This window comes from Kosakonia sp. (assembly GCF_032052965.1).
Classification (GTDB): domain Bacteria; phylum Pseudomonadota; class Gammaproteobacteria; order Enterobacterales; family Enterobacteriaceae; genus Kosakonia.
This window is the reverse complement of the sequence record NZ_DAMBVN010000017.1, coordinates 31,851-52,093: the sequence shown is the minus strand read 5'-3', so window position 1 is coordinate 52,093 and position 20,243 is coordinate 31,851. Positions and strand designations below refer to the sequence as shown.

Below are 20,243 nucleotides of genomic sequence, written 5' to 3'. Positions count from 1 at the left end.
ATAGCCTTCTCGTTACTGAAGCAGCATATCACGCCCCTGACGGATATCGCGCGGCGACCAGTTGAACTCACGACGGAACAGCGTTGAGAAGTGGTTGCTGTCGCCAAACCCACAACGGAAGGCAATATCCGTTACGCTGTCATCGCTATGGCGCAGCATATGGCGCGCTTTAATAAGCCTTAACCGGTTGAGGTAGCGCTGCGGCGTCAGGCCCGTAGAATGCTTCATCTGGCGGTGCAGCGTGCGCAGTGAGAGCGTAAAGTGTTCCGCCAGCGTTTCCCAGCACACATCTTCCGCAAAGTGATCTTCCAGCCACAACATCAACTGATTCAATCGGGCATCATTATTCACCGCCCCTTCTTGCAGGCTGCTTTTACGCAATAAAACCAGCAACTGCATAAACAAGATCTCACGGTTGGCAATGCCATGGGTGTCCATTTCGCTATCCGACGCCTCCATCTGACCGATGATGGCACGAACCTGCGTAAGCGCCTGCTGATTCACCCGCCAATGCGACGGATAGTGGCCATCCTGCTCTTGCGGTAAAAGCTGATTCAGCCCCGATAAAAACTGGAATGCCTCCGGCGAACGGTACAGAACATTCGTCAGGCAAAGGTTATCAGTATGTTCATACAAGTGCCGGTCATGGTCGCGCACAAAGCACACTGTACCGCCGCTGATGGTGTAGGGCTGACCGTTAAAAACATGAATGCCGGTACCATGCTCAACGATCACAATTTCATGAAAATCATGATGATGCTCAGGGAAAGCCGCCTGGGGTAATCGCGGCTCAATGGCAACAGGTGATTTACCTGACGGGAAAAAATCCACGCTATGAAGTACGGTCATACTTGCCCCCAACCCAACAATGAGAAACGTTCTCAAAATAGTAATTAAGGGTTCTCAACCTCACCTTAAATTTTCGACACTATTTCGCGCATAGCCTGCCGTTTTTTCAAGAAACGGCGGGAAAGATCGGGAAATGTGGCCAGGGTCACAATGGCCGAAAACCCCGCCATAACTGGAAACTGTGAACTCTCTCACGTTCATCTTTGCTTTCTTGCCAGCGCTAAATCGCCGCTGTCCGTAACAAGAAGGTACAACGCCTCGCCCTTTTTTAGACTGTTCGCAATGACTCTAAGAAGGACCCGCTCATGACTTTTCGCCATTGTGTTGCCGTTGATTTAGGCGCGTCCAGCGGACGCGTCATGCTGGCGCGTTACGATCGCCAACAACGCACACTTTCGCTTCGCGAAATCCACCGTTTCGTTAACTGCCTGCAAAAGGTTGAGGGTGTTGACTGCTGGGATATTGATAGCCTGGAAGCCGAAATCCGCTTCGGTCTGCAAAAGGTGTGTGAAGAAGGTATTCAACCTGACAGCATCGGTATCGACACCTGGGGCGTCGACTATGTTTTGATAAACCGCCATGGTGAACGTGTCGGCCTGCCTGTTGCCTACCGCGACAATCGTACCGACGGCATCATGAACCGTGCGATGCAAGCACCGGGCAAAACCGACATTTATCTGCGCAGCGGCATTCAGTTTTTACCGTTCAACACCCTGTATCAATTGCGGGCGCTGGCGGAACAGCAGCCTGAATTACTGGAGCAAGCCGATCATGCTCTGCTGATCCCGGATTACTTTAGCTACCGTCTTACCGGCAATCTGAATTGGGAATATACCAACGCCACCACCACGCAACTGGTCAACATCAACACAGATAACTGGGACAGCACGCTGCTGGACTGGGCTGGCGTTCCTGCACGCTGGTTCGGCACGCCAACGCACCCGGGAAATGTGATTGGTCACTGGGTGTGCCCGCAGAATCATCGCATTCCAGTCGTCGCTGTCGCCAGTCACGACACCGCCAGCGCCGTTATTGCCGCACCGCTGGCAGATAAAGATGCTGCGTATTTATCGTCAGGCACCTGGTCGCTGATGGGTTTTGAGAGCAAAACCCCTTACACCAGCGAGAACGCGCTGGCGGCCAATATTACCAACGAAGGCGGTGCCGAAGGGCGTTATCGGGTGCTGAAAAACATCATGGGGCTCTGGTTGCTGCAACGCGTTCTGAAAGAGCAAAGCATTACCGATCTCCCGGCGCTGATTGCCCAAACGGAACAGATCGCCACGTGCTGTTTTGTCATCAATCCAAACGATGAGCGCTTTATCAACCCGGACAATATGAGTGCCGAAATCCAGGCCGCCTGCCGGGAAGCAGGCCAACAGGCCCCGCAAAGTTCGGCTGAACTGGCGCGCTGTATTTTCGACAGTCTTGCGCTGCTGTATGCCGACGTACTCGGTGAACTGGCGAGCCTGCGCGGTCACCCCTTTACCCGTCTGCATATTGTCGGAGGCGGCTGTCAGAACCAGCTACTGAACCAGTTGTGCGCAGACGCCTGCGGCCTGCCAGTGATCGCTGGCCCGGTTGAGGCCTCCACGCTCGGCAATATCGGCATTCAACTGATGACGCTGGATGAACTGACCCACGTTGATGACTTCCGCAAGGTGGTCGTCGCTAACCACGACCTGATCACCTTTACCCCCAATCCTGATAATGAAATCGCCCGCTATGTCGCGCGCTTTCAGCAAAAACGACAGACAAAGGAGCTTTGCGCATGACCACTCAACTTGAACAAGCCTGGGAAATTGCTAAACAGCGTTTCGCCGCTGTGGGTATTGATGTCGAGGAGGCGTTGCGTCAGCTTGATCGCCTGCCGGTCTCAATGCACTGCTGGCAGGGCGATGATGTAGCCGGTTTCGAAAACCCGGAAGGTAGCCTGACCGGCGGGATCCAGGCTACCGGCAGTTATCCTGGCAAAGCGCGTAACGCCACGGAACTGCGTGCCGATTTGGAGCAAGCGCTGAGCCTGATCCCCGGCCCCAAACGTGTCAACCTGCATGCGCTTTATCTGGAAGCAGATGCCCCGGTGAGGCGCGATCAGATCAAACCGGAGCACTTCAGAAATTGGGTGGAATGGGCCAAAACCAACAAACTGGGGCTGGATTTTAACCCATCCTGCTTCTCACACCCGCTGAGCGCGGACGGCTTTACTCTGTCGCATGCTAACGATGAGATCCGCCAGTTCTGGATTGACCATGTCAAAGCCAGCCGCCGCGTTTCTGCCTGGTTCGGTGAACAACTGGGTACGCCGTCGGTGATGAATATCTGGATCCCGGATGGCATGAAAGACATCACCGTTGACCGCCTGGCACCCCGCCAGCGTCTGCTAAATGCGCTGGATGAAGCCATCAGCGAAAAACTCAACCCGGCACACCATATCGACGCCGTCGAAAGCAAGCTGTTCGGTATTGGTGCTGAAAGTTACACCGTGGGCTCCAACGAGTTCTATCTGGGCTACGCCACCACCCGCCAGACTGCACTGTGTCTGGATGCCGGGCACTTCCATCCGACTGAAGTGATCTCCGACAAGATCTCCGCCGCCATGCTCTATGTTCCGCGTCTGCTGCTGCACGTCAGCCGCCCGGTACGCTGGGACAGCGACCACGTCGTGTTGCTGGATGATGAAACCCAGGCCATTGCCAGTGAAATCATCCGCCACAAACTGTTTGACCGCGTGCATATCGGTCTCGATTTCTTTGACGCTTCTATTAACCGTATCGCCGCATGGGTGATCGGCACGCGCAACATGAAAAAAGCGTTGCTGCGCGCATTGCTGGAACCGGTTGAGCAGCTGCGCAAACTGGAAGCCGATGGCGATTACACCGCGCGGCTCGCCTTACTGGAAGAGCAAAAATCCCTGCCGTGGCAGGCAGTATGGGAGATGTATTGCCAGCGCCACGATACCCCAGCAGGTAGCCAGTGGCTGGAAAGCGTGCGCGCGTATGAGAAAGACGTATTAAGCCAGCGCGGGTAACCCGTTAACCCCTCCCCGGCAAGGGTGAGGGGAAAATTTTTCAGCGTGAGGGAAAACCCCGCACCGTATTAACAGGAACGACAAGACTATGCAGACCATTATTAATTCCTGGTTCGTCCAGGGGATGATTAAAGCCACCTCCGACGCCTGGCTGAAAGGTTGGGATGAACGTAACGGCGGCAACCTGACCCTGCGTCTGGATGATGCGGACATTGCGCCGTTTGAGGCGGATTTCCATCAGAAGCCACGGTACATTGCACTGAGCCAGCCAATGCCATTGCTGGCGAACACGCCGTTTATTGTTACCGGCTCAGGCAAATTCTTCCGCAACGTGCAGCTCGATCCGACAGCGAATTTGGGCGTGGTCAAAGTCGACAGCGATGGCGCGGGTTACCACATTCTGTGGGGACTGACCCATGAAGCCGTGCCGACGTCTGAGCTGCCGGCGCACTTTTTATCCCACTGCGAACGTATCAAAGCCACAGGCGGCAAAGATCGGGTCATCATGCACTGCCATGCCACTAATCTGATTGCGCTGACCTACGTGCTGGAAAATAACGCCGACTTTATCACCCGTAAACTGTGGGAAGGCAGCACAGAGTGTCTGGTGGTCTTCCCGGACGGGGTTGGCATTCTGCCGTGGATGGTGCCGGGCACCGATGAAATCGGTCAGGCAACTGCCACAGATATGCAGAAACACTCACTGGTACTGTGGCCGTTCCACGGCGTCTTCGGCAGCGGCCCGACGCTGGATGAAACGTTTGGCCTGATCGACACCGCGGAGAAGTCCGCAGAAGTACTGGTAAAAATCTATTCGATGGGCGGCATGAAACAGACCATCACTCAGGAAGAACTGATTGCACTGGGCAAACGCTTTGGCGTTACACCGCTCCAGTCGGCTATTGATTTGTACAAATAACAACATCGCGCCCCGCTCACGAAGACGGGGCGAAACCTCACCTGCAAGCCCTACAAACACTAACTTATGTGGAGTAAAAGCGAGATGAAAACAAAAGCAAGCTTGATCCTCACCGTTGCCATTCTGGCGTTGTCCGGTTCCGCTGTTGCCGAAGTTAAAATCGCCCTCGTGGCGAAATCGTTAGGTAATGGTTTTTTCGAAGCAGCAAATACCGGCGCGCAGGAGGCAGCCAAAGAGTTAGGCGATGTTAAAGTGATTTACACCGGCCCCACGACCACCACGGCCGAAGCCCAGATCGAAGTACTGAACGGTTTGATCGCCCAAGGGGTGGATGCGATCGCCATTTCAGCCAACGATCCGGATGCAGTGGTGCCGGTACTGAAAAAAGCCATGCAGCGCGGCATTAAAGTGGTGTCCTGGGACTCTGGCGTGGCCAAAGCCGGGCGACAAATCCATTTGAACCCCTCCAATAACGCGCTGATCGGCGAAACGAACGTTAAACTCGCCGCAGACGCGCTAAAAGCGCTGAATGTGGAGAAAGGCGACGTGGCCATTCTCAGCGCTACACCCACCTCCACTAACCAGAATATCTGGATTGCGGAGATGAAAAAGGTTCTGCCGAAATACCCGTCCATCAACCTGGTCACTGTCGCCTATGGCGATGATTTATCTGATAAGAGCTACCGCGAAGCGGTCGGGCTGTTGAAAACCTACCCTGATTTAAAAGTGATCGTTTCACCGTCATCCGTTGGCATTGTTGCTGCCGCGCAGGCGGTAAAAGACCAGGGCAAGATCGGCAAAGTGTATGTCACTGGCCTGGGTCTGCCGTCGGAAATGGCGGGAGCTATCAAATCCGGTGCCAGTAAAAGTTTCGCAATCTGGAACCCGATCGATCTCGGCTATGCAGCAACCTATTTAGCCGATGACCTGGTGAAAGGCTCGGCGACCAAAACCGAAGCCAGCATGGGCAAACTCGGCAAGGTCAAACTGGATGCCGATGGCAGCGGCGCAATGGCAGAACCGTTCGTCTACGATGCCAGCAACATTGATAAGTTCTCAAAGATTTTCTGATCCCTTTCTCCCTCTCCTCTGTGGGGAGGGAGTGACAAGACCTGGAGAACTATCATGACTGCATCCACCCCATTGCTGTCGCTGAAGGGCATTACCAAAGTTTTTCCTGGAGTGCGTGCCCTTGAGAATGTGCAACTCGATCTCTGGCCCGGAAAAGTCACGGCGTTAATTGGTGAAAACGGCGCAGGGAAATCCACGCTGGTTAAAGTGATGACCGGCATTTATCAGCCTGAAGAGGGCGAAATACTCTACAAAGCGATTCCGATTACCCTCCCGACGCCTGAAGCGGCGCATAAAATGGGCATTACTGCCATCCACCAGGAAACCGTCCTGTTCGACGAACTGTCTGTCACTGAAAACATTTTTGTCGGCCAGTATTTGTATAAGGGCCTATTAAAAAAACTCGACTGGCCCGCTATGCACCAGAAAGCGCGCGATATTCTGTCACGGCTGGAGGTGCAAATTGACCCACACGCGACCTTAAAAACCTTAAGCATTGCGCAACGCCATATGGTGGCGATTGCCCGTGCGCTCTCCTTTGACGCGCAGGTGGTGATTCTGGATGAACCGACTGCCGCGCTGTCACAACATGAAATCCTGGAGTTTTACCAAATCGTCGAACGGCTAAAACAGGAAGGTAAGGCGATTCTGTTCATCTCACATAAGTTCGATGAAATTTTTGAACTGGCGGATCACTACACCATCTTGCGTGATGGCGTGTACGTTGACTCCGGGGCGATTCAGGCGATCAGCGAAGAGCGCATGATCGCGATGATGGTCGGGCGCGCCATCAACCAGAGCTGGCCCAAAGTGGTTTGCGAAATGGGCGAGACGGTACTGGAGGTTAACGATCTTTGCCATCCCACCGAATTTGCCCATATCAGTTTCTCGCTGCGCAAAGGCGAAATCCTCGGCTTTTACGGGCTGGTTGGTGCCGGGCGCACTGAACTGATGCAGGCGCTTTGCGGCGTGTCACGCCCCCTTTCCGGCAACATTATTCTCAATGGCAAAACGGTGCATTTCCACCAGCCTGCAGACGCAATCAACGCCGGGATCGTGTACGTGCCAGAAGAGCGGCAAAAACAGGGGGCGATTATCGCGTTACCAATTGCCCAGAACATCAGTTTGCCACAACTCAGTAAGTTAAACGGCAATGGTGTACTGAACGATGCCCGTGAATGGGCACTGGCGGATGAGTATGCCCGCCGTTTGCAGGTAAAGGCGTTTAGCTGGCGGCAGGCGGTAGAAACGCTTTCCGGGGGCAATCAGCAAAAAGTGGTGATCGGCAAATGGCTGGCGACCCATCCGGATGTGATCATCCTCGACGAACCCACGAAAGGGATTGATATCGGATCGAAAGCTGCCGTGCATCAATTTATGTCGGAACTGGTGGCGCAAGGGCTGGCAGTGATCATGGTGTCTTCTGAACTGCCGGAGGTCATGGGCATGAGCGACCGGATTATTGTGATGCATGAAGGACTGATGGTCGCGCAATACCAGGCGGGAGAAGCCACAGCAGAAACCATTGTCAGCGCCGCCAGCGGTGCGGGTAAGGAGGCGGCATAATGTGGCAACAACTGCTTAAACACCGCGAAGCCTTGCTGGCCGGGGTGATTGTGTTGCTGGTTCTGGCAATTGGCAGCCGCGTACCGTCGTTTATCAGCCCCGGAAACCTGGTGGAGATGTTCAACGATACCGCCATTCTGATCATTCTTGCCCTTGGGCAAATGATGGTGTTGCTTACTAAAGGCATCGATTTGTCGATGGCGGCGAATCTGGCGTTAACCGGCATGATTGTGGCGCTGATCAACTTCCACCACCCGGATGTGCCCGTCTGGTCGTTGCTGCTACTGGCAACCTTCCTCGGGCTGATAATGGGCGTGATTAACGGTTTACTGGTGTGGAAACTCGGGATACCGGCGATCGTGGTGACGCTCGGCACCATGAGCATCTGGCGCGGGATTATCTTCCTGTTGTCCGGTGGAGGCTGGGTCAACTCTAACCAGATGGGAGCCGATTTCCTGGCGCTTCCGCGCGCCAGCGTGCTGGGTCTGCCAGTGCTGAGCTGGTGCGCAGTAGCAACATTGCTGCTGGTGGGCTACTTCCTGCGTTATAGCCGTACCGGACGCGCACTTTACACCGCAGGCGGAAACGCAACGGCAGCGTACTACACCGGGATCAACGCAGGCAAAATGCAGTTTGTCAGTTTTTGCCTTTCCGGTGCGCTGGCGGGGTTTTGCGGCTATTTATGGATCTCCCGTTTTGCCGTTGCGTATGTTGATGTGGCAAACGGTTTTGAACTGCAAGTCGTGGCAGCCTGTGTGATCGGCGGCATTAGCACCATGGGAGGAACCGGGCGCGTGATGGGGTGCCTGTTCGGTGCGTTATTTCTCGGGGTCATCAATAATGCGTTGCCAGTGATTGGTATTTCGCCCTTCTGGCAAATGGCCATCTCCGGCACGGTGATTGTGATTGCGGTTCTGCTCAACGAACGTGGCAACAAGCGTAAAGGCCGGCTGATCCTGCGCGATGCGGCCCTGGCGCGCCAGAAACAGGCGGTGAAATCATGAGTAAAATGCTGACCTCCGAAGCCGTAAAACCAACGCCCGGCACAACCCCTTTCTTGCAACGGTTATTGTGCTGGGAAGGTTTTTTACTGGCTGTCACTCTGGCGGTGTTTGTGGTGAACGCGCTTGCCTCTCCTTATTTCCTTAATATCTGGAACCTGTCTGACGCCACATTTAATTTCACTGAAAAGGCGATCATTGTGCTGCCGATGGCAATGTTGATTATCGCCAGAGAGATTGATCTCTCTGTGGCGTCCACCATGGCGCTCAGCTCAACAGTGATGGGGTTCTGCGCCCAGGCAGGCATCGACACACCGCTTCTGGTCTGTGTGGGGCTCAGCGTTGGTTTGCTGTGCGGGTTGTTCAACGGTCTGCTGGTGACGCGTTTCAACCTTTCGTCGATTGTTATCACCATCGGCACCATGAGCCTTTATCGCGGCATTACGTACATTTTACTTGGCGATCAGGCGCTAAACAGCTGGCCTGAGAGCTTCGCCTGGTTCGGTCAGGGCTATGTGTGGGGTGCACTGTCGTTTGAGTTTGCGCTATTCATCGCGCTGGCGCTGTTGTTTGCCTTCCTGCTGCATAAGACCAACTTTGGCCGCCGGACCTATGCCATCGGCAATAACCCGACCGGTGCATGGTATTCCGGTATTAATGTTAAGCGGCACAACCTGATCCTGTTTGCTCTGGTCGGGCTGATGGCGGGCCTGGCCGCGATCCTGCTGACATCGCGCCTGGGCAGTACCCGCCCGACACTGGCGCTGGGTTGGGAACTCTCCGTCGTGACCATGGCGGTGCTTGGCGGCGTCAATATTCTCGGCGGTTCCGGCAGTATGCCCGGCGTGATCATCGCTGCTTTTTTAATGGGGCTGGTCACCTTCGGCCTCAGCCTGCTCAATGTGCCAGGCATTGTGATGTCGATTATTGTCGGCGCAATGCTGATTGTGGTGATTTCCCTGCCAATTATCACCCGTCGCGTGATGCAACGCAGGCGTATGTAAAAGACAAGAAAGGATCCCTCCGGCGGCAACGCACTCTGGCGTCGGAAAAAATCACAGCAATTTAAGGAGCATCATGATGAGTTTTATGTTGGCACTACCCAAAATCAGCCTGCATGGCGCAGGCGCTATCGGCGATATGATCAGACTGGTGGCAAATAAGCAGTGGGGAAAAGCGCTGATCGTAACTGATGGTCAACTGGTGAAACTGGGACTACTGAACAGCCTGTTTGCCGCGCTCAAGGAACATAACATGCCCTACCATCTGTTCGATGAGGTGTTCCCGAATCCTACCGAAGAACTGGTGCAGAAAGGCTATGAGGCTTATAAAAATACCGGCTGCAATTTTGTGATCGCCTTTGGCGGCGGCAGCCCAATCGACACCGCCAAAGCGGTAAAAATCCTCACCGCCAACCCAGGCCCTTCCACCGCGTATTCGGGCGTCGGCAAAGTAAAAAACGCCGGTGTACCTCTGGTAGCGATTAACACCACGGCCGGAACAGCGGCAGAAATGACCAGCAATGCAGTGATCATCGATTCTGCACGCCAGGTGAAAGAAGTCATTATTGATCCGAACATCATTCCGGATATCGCCGTCGACGATGCCAGCGTAATGCTGGACATTCCGGCGTCGATAACCGCCGCCACGGGCATGGACGCGTTGACCCACGCCGTTGAAGCCTATGTTTCTGTGGGTGCGCACCCGTTAACCGATGCCAACGCGCTGGAGGCAATCCGCCTGATCTCTCTGTGGCTGCCCAAAGCCGTAGAGAACGGTCATGACATTGACGCTCGCGAACAAATGGCGTTTGGTCAGTATCTGGCGGGCATGGCGTTTAACAGCGCCGGTCTGGGTTTGGTGCATGCGCTTGCACATCAACCCGGTGCAACACACAACCTGCCGCACGGCGTCTGTAACGCCATCCTACTGCCGATCATCGAGAACTTTAACCGGCCGAATGCAGTTGCGCGCTTTGCACGCGTGGCGCAGGCGATGGGCGTGAACACTCAGAACATGAGCGATGAAGCGGCCAGCATGGAAGCCATTAATGCAATCCGCACCTTGAGCGCCCGCGTGGGCATCCCTTCCGGCTTCAGCAAACTGGGCGTGACCAAAGCAGATATCGAAGGCTGGCTGGACAAAGCGCTGGCCGATCCGTGCGCACCGTGTAACCCGAGAACTGCCAGTCGTGATGAAGTCCGCGAACTGTACCTGGAGGCATTATGATCCGTAAAGCCTTTGTGATGCAGGTGAACCCAGATGCGCACGAAGAGTATCAACGCCGCCATAATCCCATCTGGCCGGAGCTGGAAGCGGCACTGAAAGCGGGAGGCGCGCATCACTACGCCATTTATCTGGATAAAGAGCGTAACCTGCTGTTCGCTACCGTGGAGATTGAATCGGAAGAGCGCTGGAATGCGGTCGCCAGTACGGAGATTTGCCAGCGCTGGTGGAAGTATATGCGCGACGTGATGCCAGCCAACCCGGATAACAGCCCGGCCAGCGCCGAGCTTAAAGAAGTGTTTTACCTGGACTGATGGCGTCGCTCACCCCCTCTCTTTTGTGGAGAGGGGGAATTCATGTACCGAGACATTACCCTGGTCATCAATCAGTTCGACGCGAATACGCAGTGGCAATGGCAGTGATCTTACGGCCTGACTCTGCACGAAATAACGCTTTTCGCTGTACGGTGCTGTCATCATGTCCGGCAACTGTTCCACAGCATAGCTTTTGTCTGCTGCCAGTACTTGCATTGCGGCGAAAGAGAGATGCCACGGCGAACGGTTTTGACAGACAATCTCCAGTTTCTCGCCGATGTATTCCGCATGGAAGCTGAACGCCGTTGCGTTATTTTCAGGCGCGCCAATTGCTTTGGGCCGCCAGAAAATTTTCAGCTGCGTATTCATGGTCAACACCACGCTGTGCTCCTGCAAAGAACGAACAGGCGAGCCAGGAGGGATCTCATAGATATTTAGCCAAAAAACAGACTCGCGATCTTGTGGTAGCGGTGACTGATTGTAGATCAGTCGGATCCCCTGAATTTTTTGCGGCGCAAGCGAGAACATCGGAGGAACGGTGACAAAAGGCGCTTTAACGCTGCCAGGCGCAGGGTTTATCTCTCCGTCGTCCACCCAGGTCTGCACCATCACCGGCCAGTCATTGGTATTCACCAACATCAGGCTTTGTTGCACCTGCCCTTCGGTAAAAATAACCCGCGAAGCAGAGGCTGTTACACCCGCGTGAACAGGAAGCATCATTGCCCAAAATAGCGCTCCCATCCCCACAAGTAAGCGCATCATCATTGTACTTTCACCAGGATTTGCGCGCTGGCGTAAACTTGCCCTGCACGAACAGTCTGGTTACCCACGCGGGAAAGATACGCATTGAAATCAATCGCATATTCGCTGATCCCTAATGTGCCTCCGCTGTTAACTACTCTGATGCCGTCTCGTGCGTCGTACCACCCGCCTGCCTCACCCATAGCACACGCTGTAATACAGCGTTGCCAGCCAATAAAGTTACGTATTATGCCGTCATCGGCGTTCGCAATCTGGATCCCGACCCCCTTCGCCATGCCATCTACCCCGAGGTCAGGGGGGAGTAAATAGCGAACGCCGCCAGAGCTATTCACAAGATTGAGTTGCTGTGCGGCTTGATAACTTTCATAAGGGACTTGCATGCCAAGCGCCGTCAGGCCGCTAATCGTACCGGTTCCCGCCAGCCCCTCGCAGAGAATGTTCACGGTAAACTTGCTCTGTGATTTTCCACCGCTATTTAACGCGCCGACACTGATAGGGGGAAATGTGACGACAGGCGTCACATTTTTGGCAGTGCAGGTCCGTTGCGATACCAGCTGCGCCATGGGCGCCACTCCGCCCATGTTGATACTCATCCAGTTGTCTTTCCACCAGCCGTTATAGACATAGGCCGAATCGCCCACGTCACAATACGCATCCGGGCTACCTTCAGAACAAAAAGAGACATATCCATTAGGCTGGTTACAGGTATACGTACCCGATGTCAGTTGATCCCGTTTTGCACAATAGTCTGATGGCGCTTGCCCGCGAGAAGTCGTGGTGCTAACCCGAATCAGATCCGCACGTATAGGGCTAAAATCCTTCAGCCGGATATAGATTTTCAGGCCATCCGGCGATACGACATAATTCTTTAACGGGATCCGTTGATAGTTACGTGTAAACACCCGACCAGAGTTAACATGAGTCAGGCGTATCGCCACATGACTAAAAAGCGTTGCATAGTAATTAGGGTAACCATCGAAAGCGCCTATATCAAAAAAGCCTCCGTTTCGGTCATTACCATTTGTGGCAATGATTTCATAAATATTGTTTTTGTCCGCTATATCGCAAACCCAAAGAATGCTGTCCGGACCTTTTGTATAACGAGGATTGTCATAAAAATTCACTACGCTTGAAGCCAATGGTGAACCTACTGGCTGCACTTTGTCTGTCGTGATGTTGATGGTCCCAAGCGCAAGACTGACTCCCCATCCACTTAATTCTGAGCGGGCAAAGTCAGGTCCTTTCACGCACTTTGCATTCAGGGACAAGCTGGTAAATAAGAAAAAGCTCAGCAAAGTTATCCGAAAAAATGTCATTAGCGACTCCATTACTTAGCGGCAAGGCAATGTCAACAGAGCCAACGGCTCCTGCGAGGACGGCGCATGCCAGGCAATACGGCAGCGCTCATTGGTGCGGTTTCCCCATTGAACCTGTAACTCTCCCTTTTCTTCATGGGAACGCAGGTAAATTTGATTAGCCTGCCCCACCATTCCTGTACGGTTGCCATATCCGTCATACACGCTTGTTCCCATAGGAATAGATGCGTTGTCCGGCCGTGCTGCTGTGATCAACATGGCCTGGCCTTGAAGAGTGTTAAAACGTAACCGCACCGTTGCACCGGCATAAGGCGCGACCTGCATTTTCATGGTCTGTAGCTCAACGTTGTCGTCCATATTGCCCGGGTCCAGCGTGACATGGTTGATTTGATAAGCACCTAACGCTGGGGTTATCGCATAACCAAACGCATCAACACGCGCGTTCTGACCGCCAATCACCTCAGCGCCGCTGGCACCTGGCGCATCGATTAAGGCAAAGCTATCTCCTACCCACTGACCCAGCGTCACGCCGCTTTTATGGGCTACAATGGCACCCTGCAACGAAGCTGAAGCCTGCCAGTAGTTACTTGATGTAGACCAGGATGTTGCAGCATTAACGTAGGGGAAACTGCGCTGGAGGTTGGCGCCCCATCCAGCTTGTTCCATTCTCTTATTGGCAGAAAAATTAAGGCTATAATTCAGCGGATCGTGTTCGCCATATATGCCACTCAGCGTGGACTGATAACCACCATCACTTCCGCCATTGCCGGTCGTATGGTTAACATTGGTTGAGAGTGTGGGTGAAGTACGCCGCTGACCAAGCGGTGTGGATAAAGAAAACGACCACATTGTTTGCATCTGGCGGCGAAACGAAAATACGTCGGCGTTATTGCTGACACCCGGCGTAATGCTATAGGTTCTGGCCGCCGTAACGCTTAACGAAACCCCATAATCAAACAGCTTATTCCAGCTGAGTTGATACTGCTTATCCCGTTGTTTTCCATCGCTATAATCCTGCATTGATGCGGAAGCATTAATATTGCCAAATGACGCCAATGGCTGAGAGGCGGCAAATTCAATACGGCTGCGTTGTTTCCAGGTGGGAGATTGCCACTGTTGCCCCTGACCTTGTGCATGGCGCGACCCCAGTGTGTCGTAGAGCTCAGCATACCCCTGGGCCGCATATCGGGACGCGGCCAGGGTAAATAATGTTCCGGTTTGCGGCAGTGCTTTGCTGTAGTTCAGCCGTAACATCCAGCCACCACGGTTGCCGTCATCCTGCTGCGCCAGAGAATAAAAACTGTTTAATCCTACCGCCCCGATCGCTGAGCTATACACGCCACCGAGAGACCAGGCCATGTATCCCGACGCCAATTGATTGCCGACGTTAAACGTAAGCGCATTGGTCAATCCCTGCCGCCAGATCATTTCGCTAAAAGTATTTCCTGCGTCAATGTTCTGCACCTTTCCCGCAGTGAATGACCATTGGGATACACCCGGTCTGATCGACTCCGCCAGCGAAGAGTAAGGCATGTTGTATATATTTTTACTGCCATCCGCTTCGGTAACCACAATGGTTAAGTCGCCGGAATAATAAGTGGGATACAGATCGTCAATGACGAACGGGCCCGGCGCAACCGTCGTTTCATACAGCGTGGTCTGGTCCTGCATAACTGTGACTTTTGCATTGGTTTTTGCAATGCCCCGTACGACAGGTGCGTAACCGCGAAGAGAATCTGGCAGCATGCGTGTGTCCGAAGTGAGCTGTATGCCCCGGAAACTGATACCCGAAAAGAGTTGCCCATCGGTGTACCCTTCCCCCAACGTCATTTCGCTGCGTAAAGGGTAGATAGCGCGCTGGATATAACGGCGACTGGTATTCCAGTGACTGCCATCAATATTGCTGTAGTTCAGGCTGGATTGCTGGCGGTAACGCCATAGCCCCAGATTTATACCACCGTTAAGATTCACCCATGATGAATCCATTTTGCTTGTTTTATAGCGGCGCGACGTTGCGTGGTACTGGTTAGCCATGTAATTGATAAATAGCATACTCTCTCCGGCGTCGAGACTTTCTTCGCTCACGGCACCACGAGGAGAGGATTTTAATAATGCCTGCGGTACACTCACATCCATGCGCAGTTGTGCCAAATCGAATTTAAGCCTTACACCTTGCATCACATGATCGTCTGGCCAGTAGCATGAGGCGGGCTGTTTCTCTGGCAACGATTTAAAACGCAACATGGCAACGAGTGCATGGGGAAGACAGGGTTCAACATTTGTACCCCGTTGTGAAAATTCAATTCCGTAGCGCGTGATAAATGTGCCGTTAAGATAAATATCCAGAGAATGACTTCCTGGCGTTATTAACGCATCCTCGTTCAGTTTTTGCAGATCACTACTGGATAATCCGCTATTTCTCAATAAAGAAGCGTCGAAGTAAAATTCGTTCTCTTTTGCTGTCGCGGTTAATGACAATAAAGTAACGAGACTGAACAAAACCCGAATATATAAACGGTACTGATACATTGACATTATCCGAATTGAACAGTACTTGCATTATAAAACCAGGAAGCTAACGAGGCAGACGATAAACCTTGCTGGATATTCCGCCATAATCATTTATTGCGTTAATAGTTAAATGACTTCCCGCCTGTTCAGGTAATAACCATTGGGCAGTAGTGTATGGTGCAATCATCCCGGTATTCTTAATTTTCTTTTTCTTGCTGCCATCTCCAGCATAAGCATCAAGAACAGAAATATAATATGCAGTAGTATTCTTAACATCTATTATTTGGCCACGCCTGTCGATTTTAATCTCATCAAGAACATTATTTGCATCCAGTGCAATTCCGGTGGGGCGATAAAAAATCTTAAGCCGGCTTTTTATCACCAGGGTTAGATGACTTTCATGATTATCTGCTTCATTTTTTGCTGGATATTGCAAAAAGTTCAGCCAAAAAAGCGATTCTCTATCCTTGGGTAAATCTTTCCCGGTGAATTTCAGGCGCATTACATGTGTCTGATTGCCATTAATACGAAAAATAGGTGGCATGGTAATGAAAGGGGCATCGGCTGTTTCTGGCGTAGAGTTCGGGTTATTGATATCCGTCCAGACCAGCACCAGAACAGGCGCTTCCCCTGCATTATTAAAGGTCAGAGATTTCTCTTTTATATCAGCTTCATAAATAACACGCGTACCCAGCAATGTTACATTAGCGCTAACACAGGCAGGTACTAAACAGAACAAGAGTAGTGCAAAAGATAGTCTTTCTGACCAATAATTAAACATTTATTAATAAGCCATCTTCGGGGCAGACGCAGAATCTGCCCCGGAACAGGTTATTGATATGTCACTGCAAACTGCGCCTGGGCCTCTACAGCCCCAACAGTAGTGACGCCCGTTGCATAATAGCGAGCAACCAAATCAAAGTTCGTAGACGTTACGCCACTGTTGATGGTCTGCATTGCAGTGGTTGCTTTATTATTATTGAACGTTAATGCCGACGCGCCCTCCACTAACTGGATAGCAACGTTGGTAGCAGGTGAGTTGGCAGCAATGTTCTTTAAATTGCCGTTATCAACATCATTCGCCACAAAGAGAATACCCGCAGATGTACTTTGGGAATTACAATTCTCTAACGTGACCGTGAAAGGCGTATCACCCGCCGTTGAACCCGAACTGCTTAATTGACCTTTACTGACAGTGGGTAAAAGGATTATTGCTGAGGTACTGCTGTTGTTGACTTTAACGGTACAGGTTTGCTCACTGACTTCACCCAGAAAGTGAACCGTGTTGTTGGCTTGTGCAACCAGTGGCAGACTTGTTAAACCAAACGCAAATAATGCTGCAAAAGAATGACTCATCCTGAGCATCTTATTCCTCCATTAATATGTATAGTAATAAAAAGAGTCAACTTATATCACACTACGAATAAGAAGATTGGATGCAAAGCATACAGCCACGGATAATTGATGTAAAGCAAGTTTCTCTAATTTTCGAAGAGGTAATACCTCTTAATATATATCAAAACAAGCAATATATTGGGAATTAAATTTGATTCATCAATATTAATTGAACAACTCATTCATAAAGGCGATATACTATTTAAAAGATATCTGCATTTATCGCCTCCACATTATATTAGTTCTGTTCCGCAACCAGAATAGCCTGGGTTTCTGGCTCCAGGGCTTTAAAGATATGCTCCTGATCGGCCGGGTAACAGATATAGTCACCCTCGCTCAACTCTTCCGGCGCTTCAGTCAACCCGACCAGTGCACGACCTTGTGTCACAATAATATGCTCCACTGACCCGCGCGGATGAGGCTGAGAAACACGATCAGCACCCGGTTGCGTCAGTAATAAATAAATATCGCGTCGCGCACCGGGTGGACAGGCGGCAAGCAAAATAGCCTGATAATTGGCCTGCTCTGCAACTACCTTCATACCTTCTCCGCGTCGAATTACCTGGGTTTTCGGGCTTTGTGGCTCCAGCAGGCGGGCGAAAGGAATATCCAGCGCGACGCACAATGACCAGAGCGTTTCCAGACTGGGGTTGCCGTTTCCGGCTTCCAGTTGGGAGAGCGTCGATTTGGCAATACCGGCGCGGCGGGCGATTTCCGCCAGAGAAAGCCCGGTTCGCTGGCGTTCACGCAACAGACTTTTAGCAATCACACTCATTGGTTGTGTCATCTTTGACGTCACCCTTCATTATAATGAACATATTGTTCGATTTGAAAAACGATCCAGATATGTTCATTATAATGGCTAATCGTTCGATATGGTAAACGCATATGCTTACTCAATATTTTTCAAGCCTGAAAAGCGACACCGTCAAAGCCATTTTTCTTGTTTGCCTCGCGGTCGGCGTGGTGGGGGTATCATACGGTTCGCTGGCAATGGCGTATGGCTTTCCGCTTTGGGTCCCCCTGGCGCTCTCTCTGACTGTGCTGGCGGGTGCGTCCGAATTTATGTTTATTGGCATTGTTGCCAGCGGCGGAAATCCGCTGGCCGCTGCCGTGGCCGGGCTACTGGTAAATGCCCGCCACCTCCCTTTTGGCGTGACAGTGCGCGAGCTTGTCGGTAACGGCGCATCCGGTCTGCTGGGAAGCCACATCATGAATGATGAAAGTGTGGTGTTCGGTTTATCGCAGGCCACGCCAGAGCAGCGCAAAGCCGCCTACTGGTTATGCGGACTGGGAGTGGCTTTGTTGTGGCCTGGTGGAGTGCTGCTTGGCGCGGCAGTCGGTAAGCTGTTGCCCGCCCCGGAAACTATCGGGCTCGATGCCGTCTTCCCCGCCATCTTACTGGCACTGGTGCTGCCAGCGTTGAAAAAAAGAACCACGTTTATTCGTGCGACCAGCGGGGCGGTCCTGTCTCTTATCGCTGTACCCTTTGCGCCGGTGGGGTTGCCAGTGCTGCTCTCATTGCTAGGTCTGCTGACGAGGAAGAAATAAATGGCCAGTGTTCCATTGATTATCAGCGGTATCGCTATCCTTTCAGTCGGGACCTATTTAATGCGCCTGGGCGGTGCAAAGCTGGGTAGCCGACTGGCGCTTTCTGAGCGCTCACAAGCACTGCTTTCCGATGCCGCCACAACATTGCTGTTTGCCGTCGCGCTTGCGGCCACGCTCTATGAAAGCAATCATTTTGCCGGAATGGCTCGTGTACTGGGGGTCTTATTCGCGCTGTTTCTTGCCTGGCGTAAAATGCCGCTGATTGTGGTGATCCTCTCTGCCGCCGTGGTCACGGCACTTCTGCGACTGGCGGGGATCAGTTAACGCAAAAAAGCGCCCGAAGGCGCTCTTTCAACGGTACTGTGTGCTTATTTAGTCAGTTCGGCAGTCATATGAACCTGGTTGCCGTTATACGCTTCGGTGATCTGATAAGACGCGGCACCAGCCTGCTGAGCCTGAGCAGCGATTTTCGCTTCTGCCCCTGACAGCGTGGAATCTGTTGCGCTGATGGTTTGAGCGGCGAAAGAACCGAAAGAGGTAGCCAGAGCGATAACTGCGACAAAAGTTTTGATGCTTTTCATGATATAAATCCTTACGTTAATTTGTTGGTGTGAGGCACCGCGCCTCGATGAAATAAATAGTAGACCTGTTCTCACTCAACAAAAAGCGGAAGGATTTGTTTTCATTTTTCAATTTTTTTGATGAACTTAAAAACCCATCAAACGCTGCGGATGCGTATAGACAGTTGCCCTGCCCGGTTTGCAAAAACCCACCAGCGTCAGGTTGCAGCGCTCAGCCACTTCGACTGCCAGCGTCGTTGCAGCAGAAACCGCAAACAGGATCTCAACGCCGCACATCGCCGACTTCTGCACCATTTCATAACTGGCGCGGCTGGAAACCAGTACCGCTCCCTGCGACCATCCCTCACCCGCACGGGCGCGATGGCCCAATAATTTATCCAGCGCGACATGTCGCCCCACATCTTCATGCCCGCCAGCAAGTTCGCCGGACGGTAACATCCACGCTGCAGCATGCGTGCAGCCAGTGAGCTGACCGACTGGCTGAAAATCGGTCAAATGCGCCAGGCCCGCGTCAAGCGAGGCTAAATCAAACGTCTGGGTAAACGGCAGCGGCATTATCGGCTTACCAATGTCGTTAAGTTGTTCTACCCCGCAAACACCACAGCCTGTTCGGCCCGCCAGTGCGCGACGGCGCTCTTTCAGTCCCATAAAGCGACGGCTGGACAATTCGATTTGCACCTCAAGGCCGTTGCAGGTGGAGATGACGTCCATACCGTAGATCTCAGCAGGGGTTTCTATAATCCCTTCGGATAAGGAAAAACCTACAGCAAACCATTCGAGATCTTTGGGCGATGCCATCATCACGACATGCGAAATACCGTTGTACACCAGCGCAACGGGTACCTCTTCCGCCAGCATGTCAGGTATCGCTTGCTGCAAGTCATCGCGCTTCCACAGGGAGACCTGACGCGCCCCTGTGATGGGTGTTGCATTTTTGTGCTTTATAGCCCGTAAATCATTCACTTTTCATTAACCGTTATCGAACAAGCGTATCAACATTATGGTATTCTCAGCGCCATAACCCTCAAAACTGGAGGGAATAGACACGATTCTGCAACTTCATGTCCGAATAGGCATACCTACATTGTGGTATCGTGCGTTGCTAATCCCCAGTCATTAGCGGGATTAACAGCAATATTGAACCTTTGCG

At 52.4% G+C, this 20,243-nt stretch carries 20 protein-coding genes; 11 read left to right on the top strand and 9 right to left on the bottom strand.

Annotated elements, in window-relative coordinates; genetic code table 11:
- Positions 1 to 12: 12 nt before the first annotated feature.
- Complete coding sequence (rhaS, locus tag RTX30_RS17900; protein WP_312691518.1) at positions 13 to 849, bottom strand: HTH-type transcriptional activator RhaS; 837 nt, start codon at positions 847 to 849, stop codon at positions 13 to 15.
- Positions 850 to 1,154: 305 nt separating this feature from the next.
- On the opposite strand from rhaS (RTX30_RS17900), the gene rhaB reads away from it, so the two are divergent.
- The 9 genes from rhaB (at position 1,155) to rhaM (ending at position 10,977) form a co-directional block, all read left to right on the top strand.
- A complete protein-coding gene (gene rhaB / locus RTX30_RS17895; RefSeq protein ID WP_312691517.1) occupies positions 1,155 to 2,624 on the top strand; it encodes a rhamnulokinase in 1,470 nt (489 codons plus the stop codon).
- Positions 2,621 to 3,880, top strand: coding sequence for an L-rhamnose isomerase (gene rhaA, locus RTX30_RS17890; protein WP_312691516.1), 1,260 nt, complete (start codon positions 2,621 to 2,623; stop codon positions 3,878 to 3,880). The genes rhaB and rhaA overlap by 4 nt, the downstream gene beginning before the upstream one ends.
- Positions 3,881 to 3,968: 88 nt before the next feature.
- Positions 3,969 to 4,799, top strand: a complete 831-nt coding sequence (gene rhaD, locus RTX30_RS17885; RefSeq protein WP_312691515.1) for a rhamnulose-1-phosphate aldolase — start codon at positions 3,969 to 3,971, stop codon at positions 4,797 to 4,799.
- Between the two features lie 84 nt (positions 4,800 to 4,883).
- Entirely contained in the window at positions 4,884 to 5,870 is a 987-nt protein-coding gene (rhaS, locus tag RTX30_RS17880) for a rhamnose ABC transporter substrate-binding protein (RefSeq protein ID WP_312691514.1), read from the top strand.
- A 54-nt stretch (positions 5,871 to 5,924) separates the two neighbouring features.
- Positions 5,925 to 7,436: a sugar ABC transporter ATP-binding protein gene (locus RTX30_RS17875; protein WP_312691513.1), complete on the top strand. Its 1,512-nt coding sequence runs from the start codon at positions 5,925 to 5,927 to the stop codon at positions 7,434 to 7,436.
- Positions 7,436 to 8,440, top strand: a complete 1,005-nt coding sequence (locus RTX30_RS17870) for an ABC transporter permease (protein ID WP_312691512.1) — start codon at positions 7,436 to 7,438, stop codon at positions 8,438 to 8,440. The genes RTX30_RS17875 and RTX30_RS17870 overlap by 1 nt, the downstream gene beginning before the upstream one ends.
- A complete protein-coding gene (locus tag RTX30_RS17865; RefSeq protein WP_312691511.1) occupies positions 8,437 to 9,441 on the top strand; it encodes an ABC transporter permease in 1,005 nt (334 codons plus the stop codon). The genes RTX30_RS17870 and RTX30_RS17865 overlap by 4 nt, the downstream gene beginning before the upstream one ends.
- A 76-nt stretch (positions 9,442 to 9,517) precedes the next feature.
- Positions 9,518 to 10,666, top strand: coding sequence for a lactaldehyde reductase (gene fucO / locus RTX30_RS17860; protein WP_312691566.1), 1,149 nt, complete (start codon positions 9,518 to 9,520; stop codon positions 10,664 to 10,666).
- Positions 10,663 to 10,977, top strand: coding sequence for an L-rhamnose mutarotase (gene rhaM, locus RTX30_RS17855; RefSeq protein ID WP_312691510.1), 315 nt, complete (start codon positions 10,663 to 10,665; stop codon positions 10,975 to 10,977). The genes fucO and rhaM overlap by 4 nt, the downstream gene beginning before the upstream one ends.
- Before the next feature lie 9 nt (positions 10,978 to 10,986).
- On the opposite strand, the gene RTX30_RS17850 is transcribed toward rhaM, so the two are convergent.
- From RTX30_RS17850 to RTX30_RS17825, 6 genes are all read right to left on the bottom strand, one after another.
- On the bottom strand, positions 10,987 to 11,742 hold the full coding sequence (locus tag RTX30_RS17850; RefSeq protein WP_312691509.1) for a molecular chaperone: 756 nt from the start codon (positions 11,740 to 11,742) through the stop codon (positions 10,987 to 10,989).
- Positions 11,739 to 13,055: a fimbrial protein gene (locus RTX30_RS17845; RefSeq protein ID WP_312691508.1), complete on the bottom strand. Its 1,317-nt coding sequence runs from the start codon at positions 13,053 to 13,055 to the stop codon at positions 11,739 to 11,741. Before RTX30_RS17845 ends, RTX30_RS17850 begins: the two co-directional genes overlap by 4 nt.
- A gap of 15 nt (positions 13,056 to 13,070) precedes the next feature.
- Complete coding sequence (locus RTX30_RS17840) at positions 13,071 to 15,584, bottom strand: fimbria/pilus outer membrane usher protein (RefSeq protein WP_312691507.1); 2,514 nt, start codon at positions 15,582 to 15,584, stop codon at positions 13,071 to 13,073.
- Between the two features lie 46 nt (positions 15,585 to 15,630).
- Positions 15,631 to 16,347 carry a molecular chaperone gene (locus RTX30_RS17835; protein WP_312691506.1) on the bottom strand — a complete coding sequence of 239 codons (717 nt, stop codon included), beginning with the start codon at positions 16,345 to 16,347 and terminating at the stop codon, positions 15,631 to 15,633.
- A 50-nt stretch (positions 16,348 to 16,397) separates the two neighbouring features.
- Complete coding sequence (locus RTX30_RS17830; protein ID WP_312691505.1) at positions 16,398 to 16,922, bottom strand: fimbrial protein; 525 nt, start codon at positions 16,920 to 16,922, stop codon at positions 16,398 to 16,400.
- 277 nt (positions 16,923 to 17,199) lie between these two features.
- Entirely contained in the window at positions 17,200 to 17,748 is a 549-nt protein-coding gene (locus tag RTX30_RS17825) for an XRE family transcriptional regulator (RefSeq protein WP_312691504.1), read from the bottom strand.
- A 101-nt stretch (positions 17,749 to 17,849) separates the two neighbouring features.
- On the opposite strand from RTX30_RS17825, the gene RTX30_RS17820 reads away from it, so the two are divergent.
- Both RTX30_RS17820 and RTX30_RS17815 read left to right on the top strand, forming a co-directional pair.
- Positions 17,850 to 18,512, top strand: coding sequence for an AzlC family ABC transporter permease (locus RTX30_RS17820; RefSeq protein WP_312691503.1), 663 nt, complete (start codon positions 17,850 to 17,852; stop codon positions 18,510 to 18,512).
- The gene (locus tag RTX30_RS17815; RefSeq protein WP_312691502.1) at positions 18,513 to 18,836 is read left to right on the top strand and encodes an AzlD domain-containing protein; all 324 of its coding nucleotides are present in this window, start codon (positions 18,513 to 18,515) and stop codon (positions 18,834 to 18,836) included.
- 44 nt (positions 18,837 to 18,880) lie between these two features.
- Here the strand turns inward: RTX30_RS17815 and RTX30_RS17810 are convergent, their stop codons facing one another.
- Complete coding sequence (locus tag RTX30_RS17810; RefSeq protein WP_312691501.1) at positions 18,881 to 19,093, bottom strand: YdgH/BhsA/McbA-like domain containing protein; 213 nt, start codon at positions 19,091 to 19,093, stop codon at positions 18,881 to 18,883.
- A gap of 126 nt (positions 19,094 to 19,219) precedes the next feature.
- Complete coding sequence (fdhD, locus tag RTX30_RS17805) at positions 19,220 to 20,056, bottom strand: formate dehydrogenase accessory sulfurtransferase FdhD (RefSeq protein WP_312691500.1); 837 nt, start codon at positions 20,054 to 20,056, stop codon at positions 19,220 to 19,222.
- Between the last annotated feature and the right edge of the window lie 187 nt (positions 20,057 to 20,243).

Coding starts and splice junctions, on each gene's coding strand:
- rhaS (WP_312691518.1), bottom strand. CDS start 849: ATGACCGTACTTCATAGCGTGGATTTTTTCCCGTCAGGTAAATCACCT.
- rhaB (WP_312691517.1), top strand. CDS start 1,155: ATGACTTTTCGCCATTGTGTTGCCGTTGATTTAGGCGCGTCCAGCGGA.
- rhaA (WP_312691516.1), top strand. CDS start 2,621: ATGACCACTCAACTTGAACAAGCCTGGGAAATTGCTAAACAGCGTTTC.
- rhaD (WP_312691515.1), top strand. CDS start 3,969: ATGCAGACCATTATTAATTCCTGGTTCGTCCAGGGGATGATTAAAGCC.
- rhaS (WP_312691514.1), top strand. CDS start 4,884: ATGAAAACAAAAGCAAGCTTGATCCTCACCGTTGCCATTCTGGCGTTG.
- RTX30_RS17875 (WP_312691513.1), top strand. CDS start 5,925: ATGACTGCATCCACCCCATTGCTGTCGCTGAAGGGCATTACCAAAGTT.
- RTX30_RS17870 (WP_312691512.1), top strand. CDS start 7,436: ATGTGGCAACAACTGCTTAAACACCGCGAAGCCTTGCTGGCCGGGGTG.
- RTX30_RS17865 (WP_312691511.1), top strand. CDS start 8,437: ATGAGTAAAATGCTGACCTCCGAAGCCGTAAAACCAACGCCCGGCACA.
- fucO (WP_312691566.1), top strand. CDS start 9,518: ATGAGTTTTATGTTGGCACTACCCAAAATCAGCCTGCATGGCGCAGGC.
- rhaM (WP_312691510.1), top strand. CDS start 10,663: ATGATCCGTAAAGCCTTTGTGATGCAGGTGAACCCAGATGCGCACGAA.
- RTX30_RS17850 (WP_312691509.1), bottom strand. CDS start 11,742: ATGATGATGCGCTTACTTGTGGGGATGGGAGCGCTATTTTGGGCAATG.
- RTX30_RS17845 (WP_312691508.1), bottom strand. CDS start 13,055: ATGACATTTTTTCGGATAACTTTGCTGAGCTTTTTCTTATTTACCAGC.
- RTX30_RS17840 (WP_312691507.1), bottom strand. CDS start 15,584: ATGTATCAGTACCGTTTATATATTCGGGTTTTGTTCAGTCTCGTTACT.
- RTX30_RS17835 (WP_312691506.1), bottom strand. CDS start 16,347: ATGTTTAATTATTGGTCAGAAAGACTATCTTTTGCACTACTCTTGTTC.
- RTX30_RS17830 (WP_312691505.1), bottom strand. CDS start 16,922: ATGAGTCATTCTTTTGCAGCATTATTTGCGTTTGGTTTAACAAGTCTG.
- RTX30_RS17825 (WP_312691504.1), bottom strand. CDS start 17,748: ATGACACAACCAATGAGTGTGATTGCTAAAAGTCTGTTGCGTGAACGC.
- RTX30_RS17820 (WP_312691503.1), top strand. CDS start 17,850: ATGCTTACTCAATATTTTTCAAGCCTGAAAAGCGACACCGTCAAAGCC.
- RTX30_RS17815 (WP_312691502.1), top strand. CDS start 18,513: ATGGCCAGTGTTCCATTGATTATCAGCGGTATCGCTATCCTTTCAGTC.
- RTX30_RS17810 (WP_312691501.1), bottom strand. CDS start 19,093: ATGAAAAGCATCAAAACTTTTGTCGCAGTTATCGCTCTGGCTACCTCT.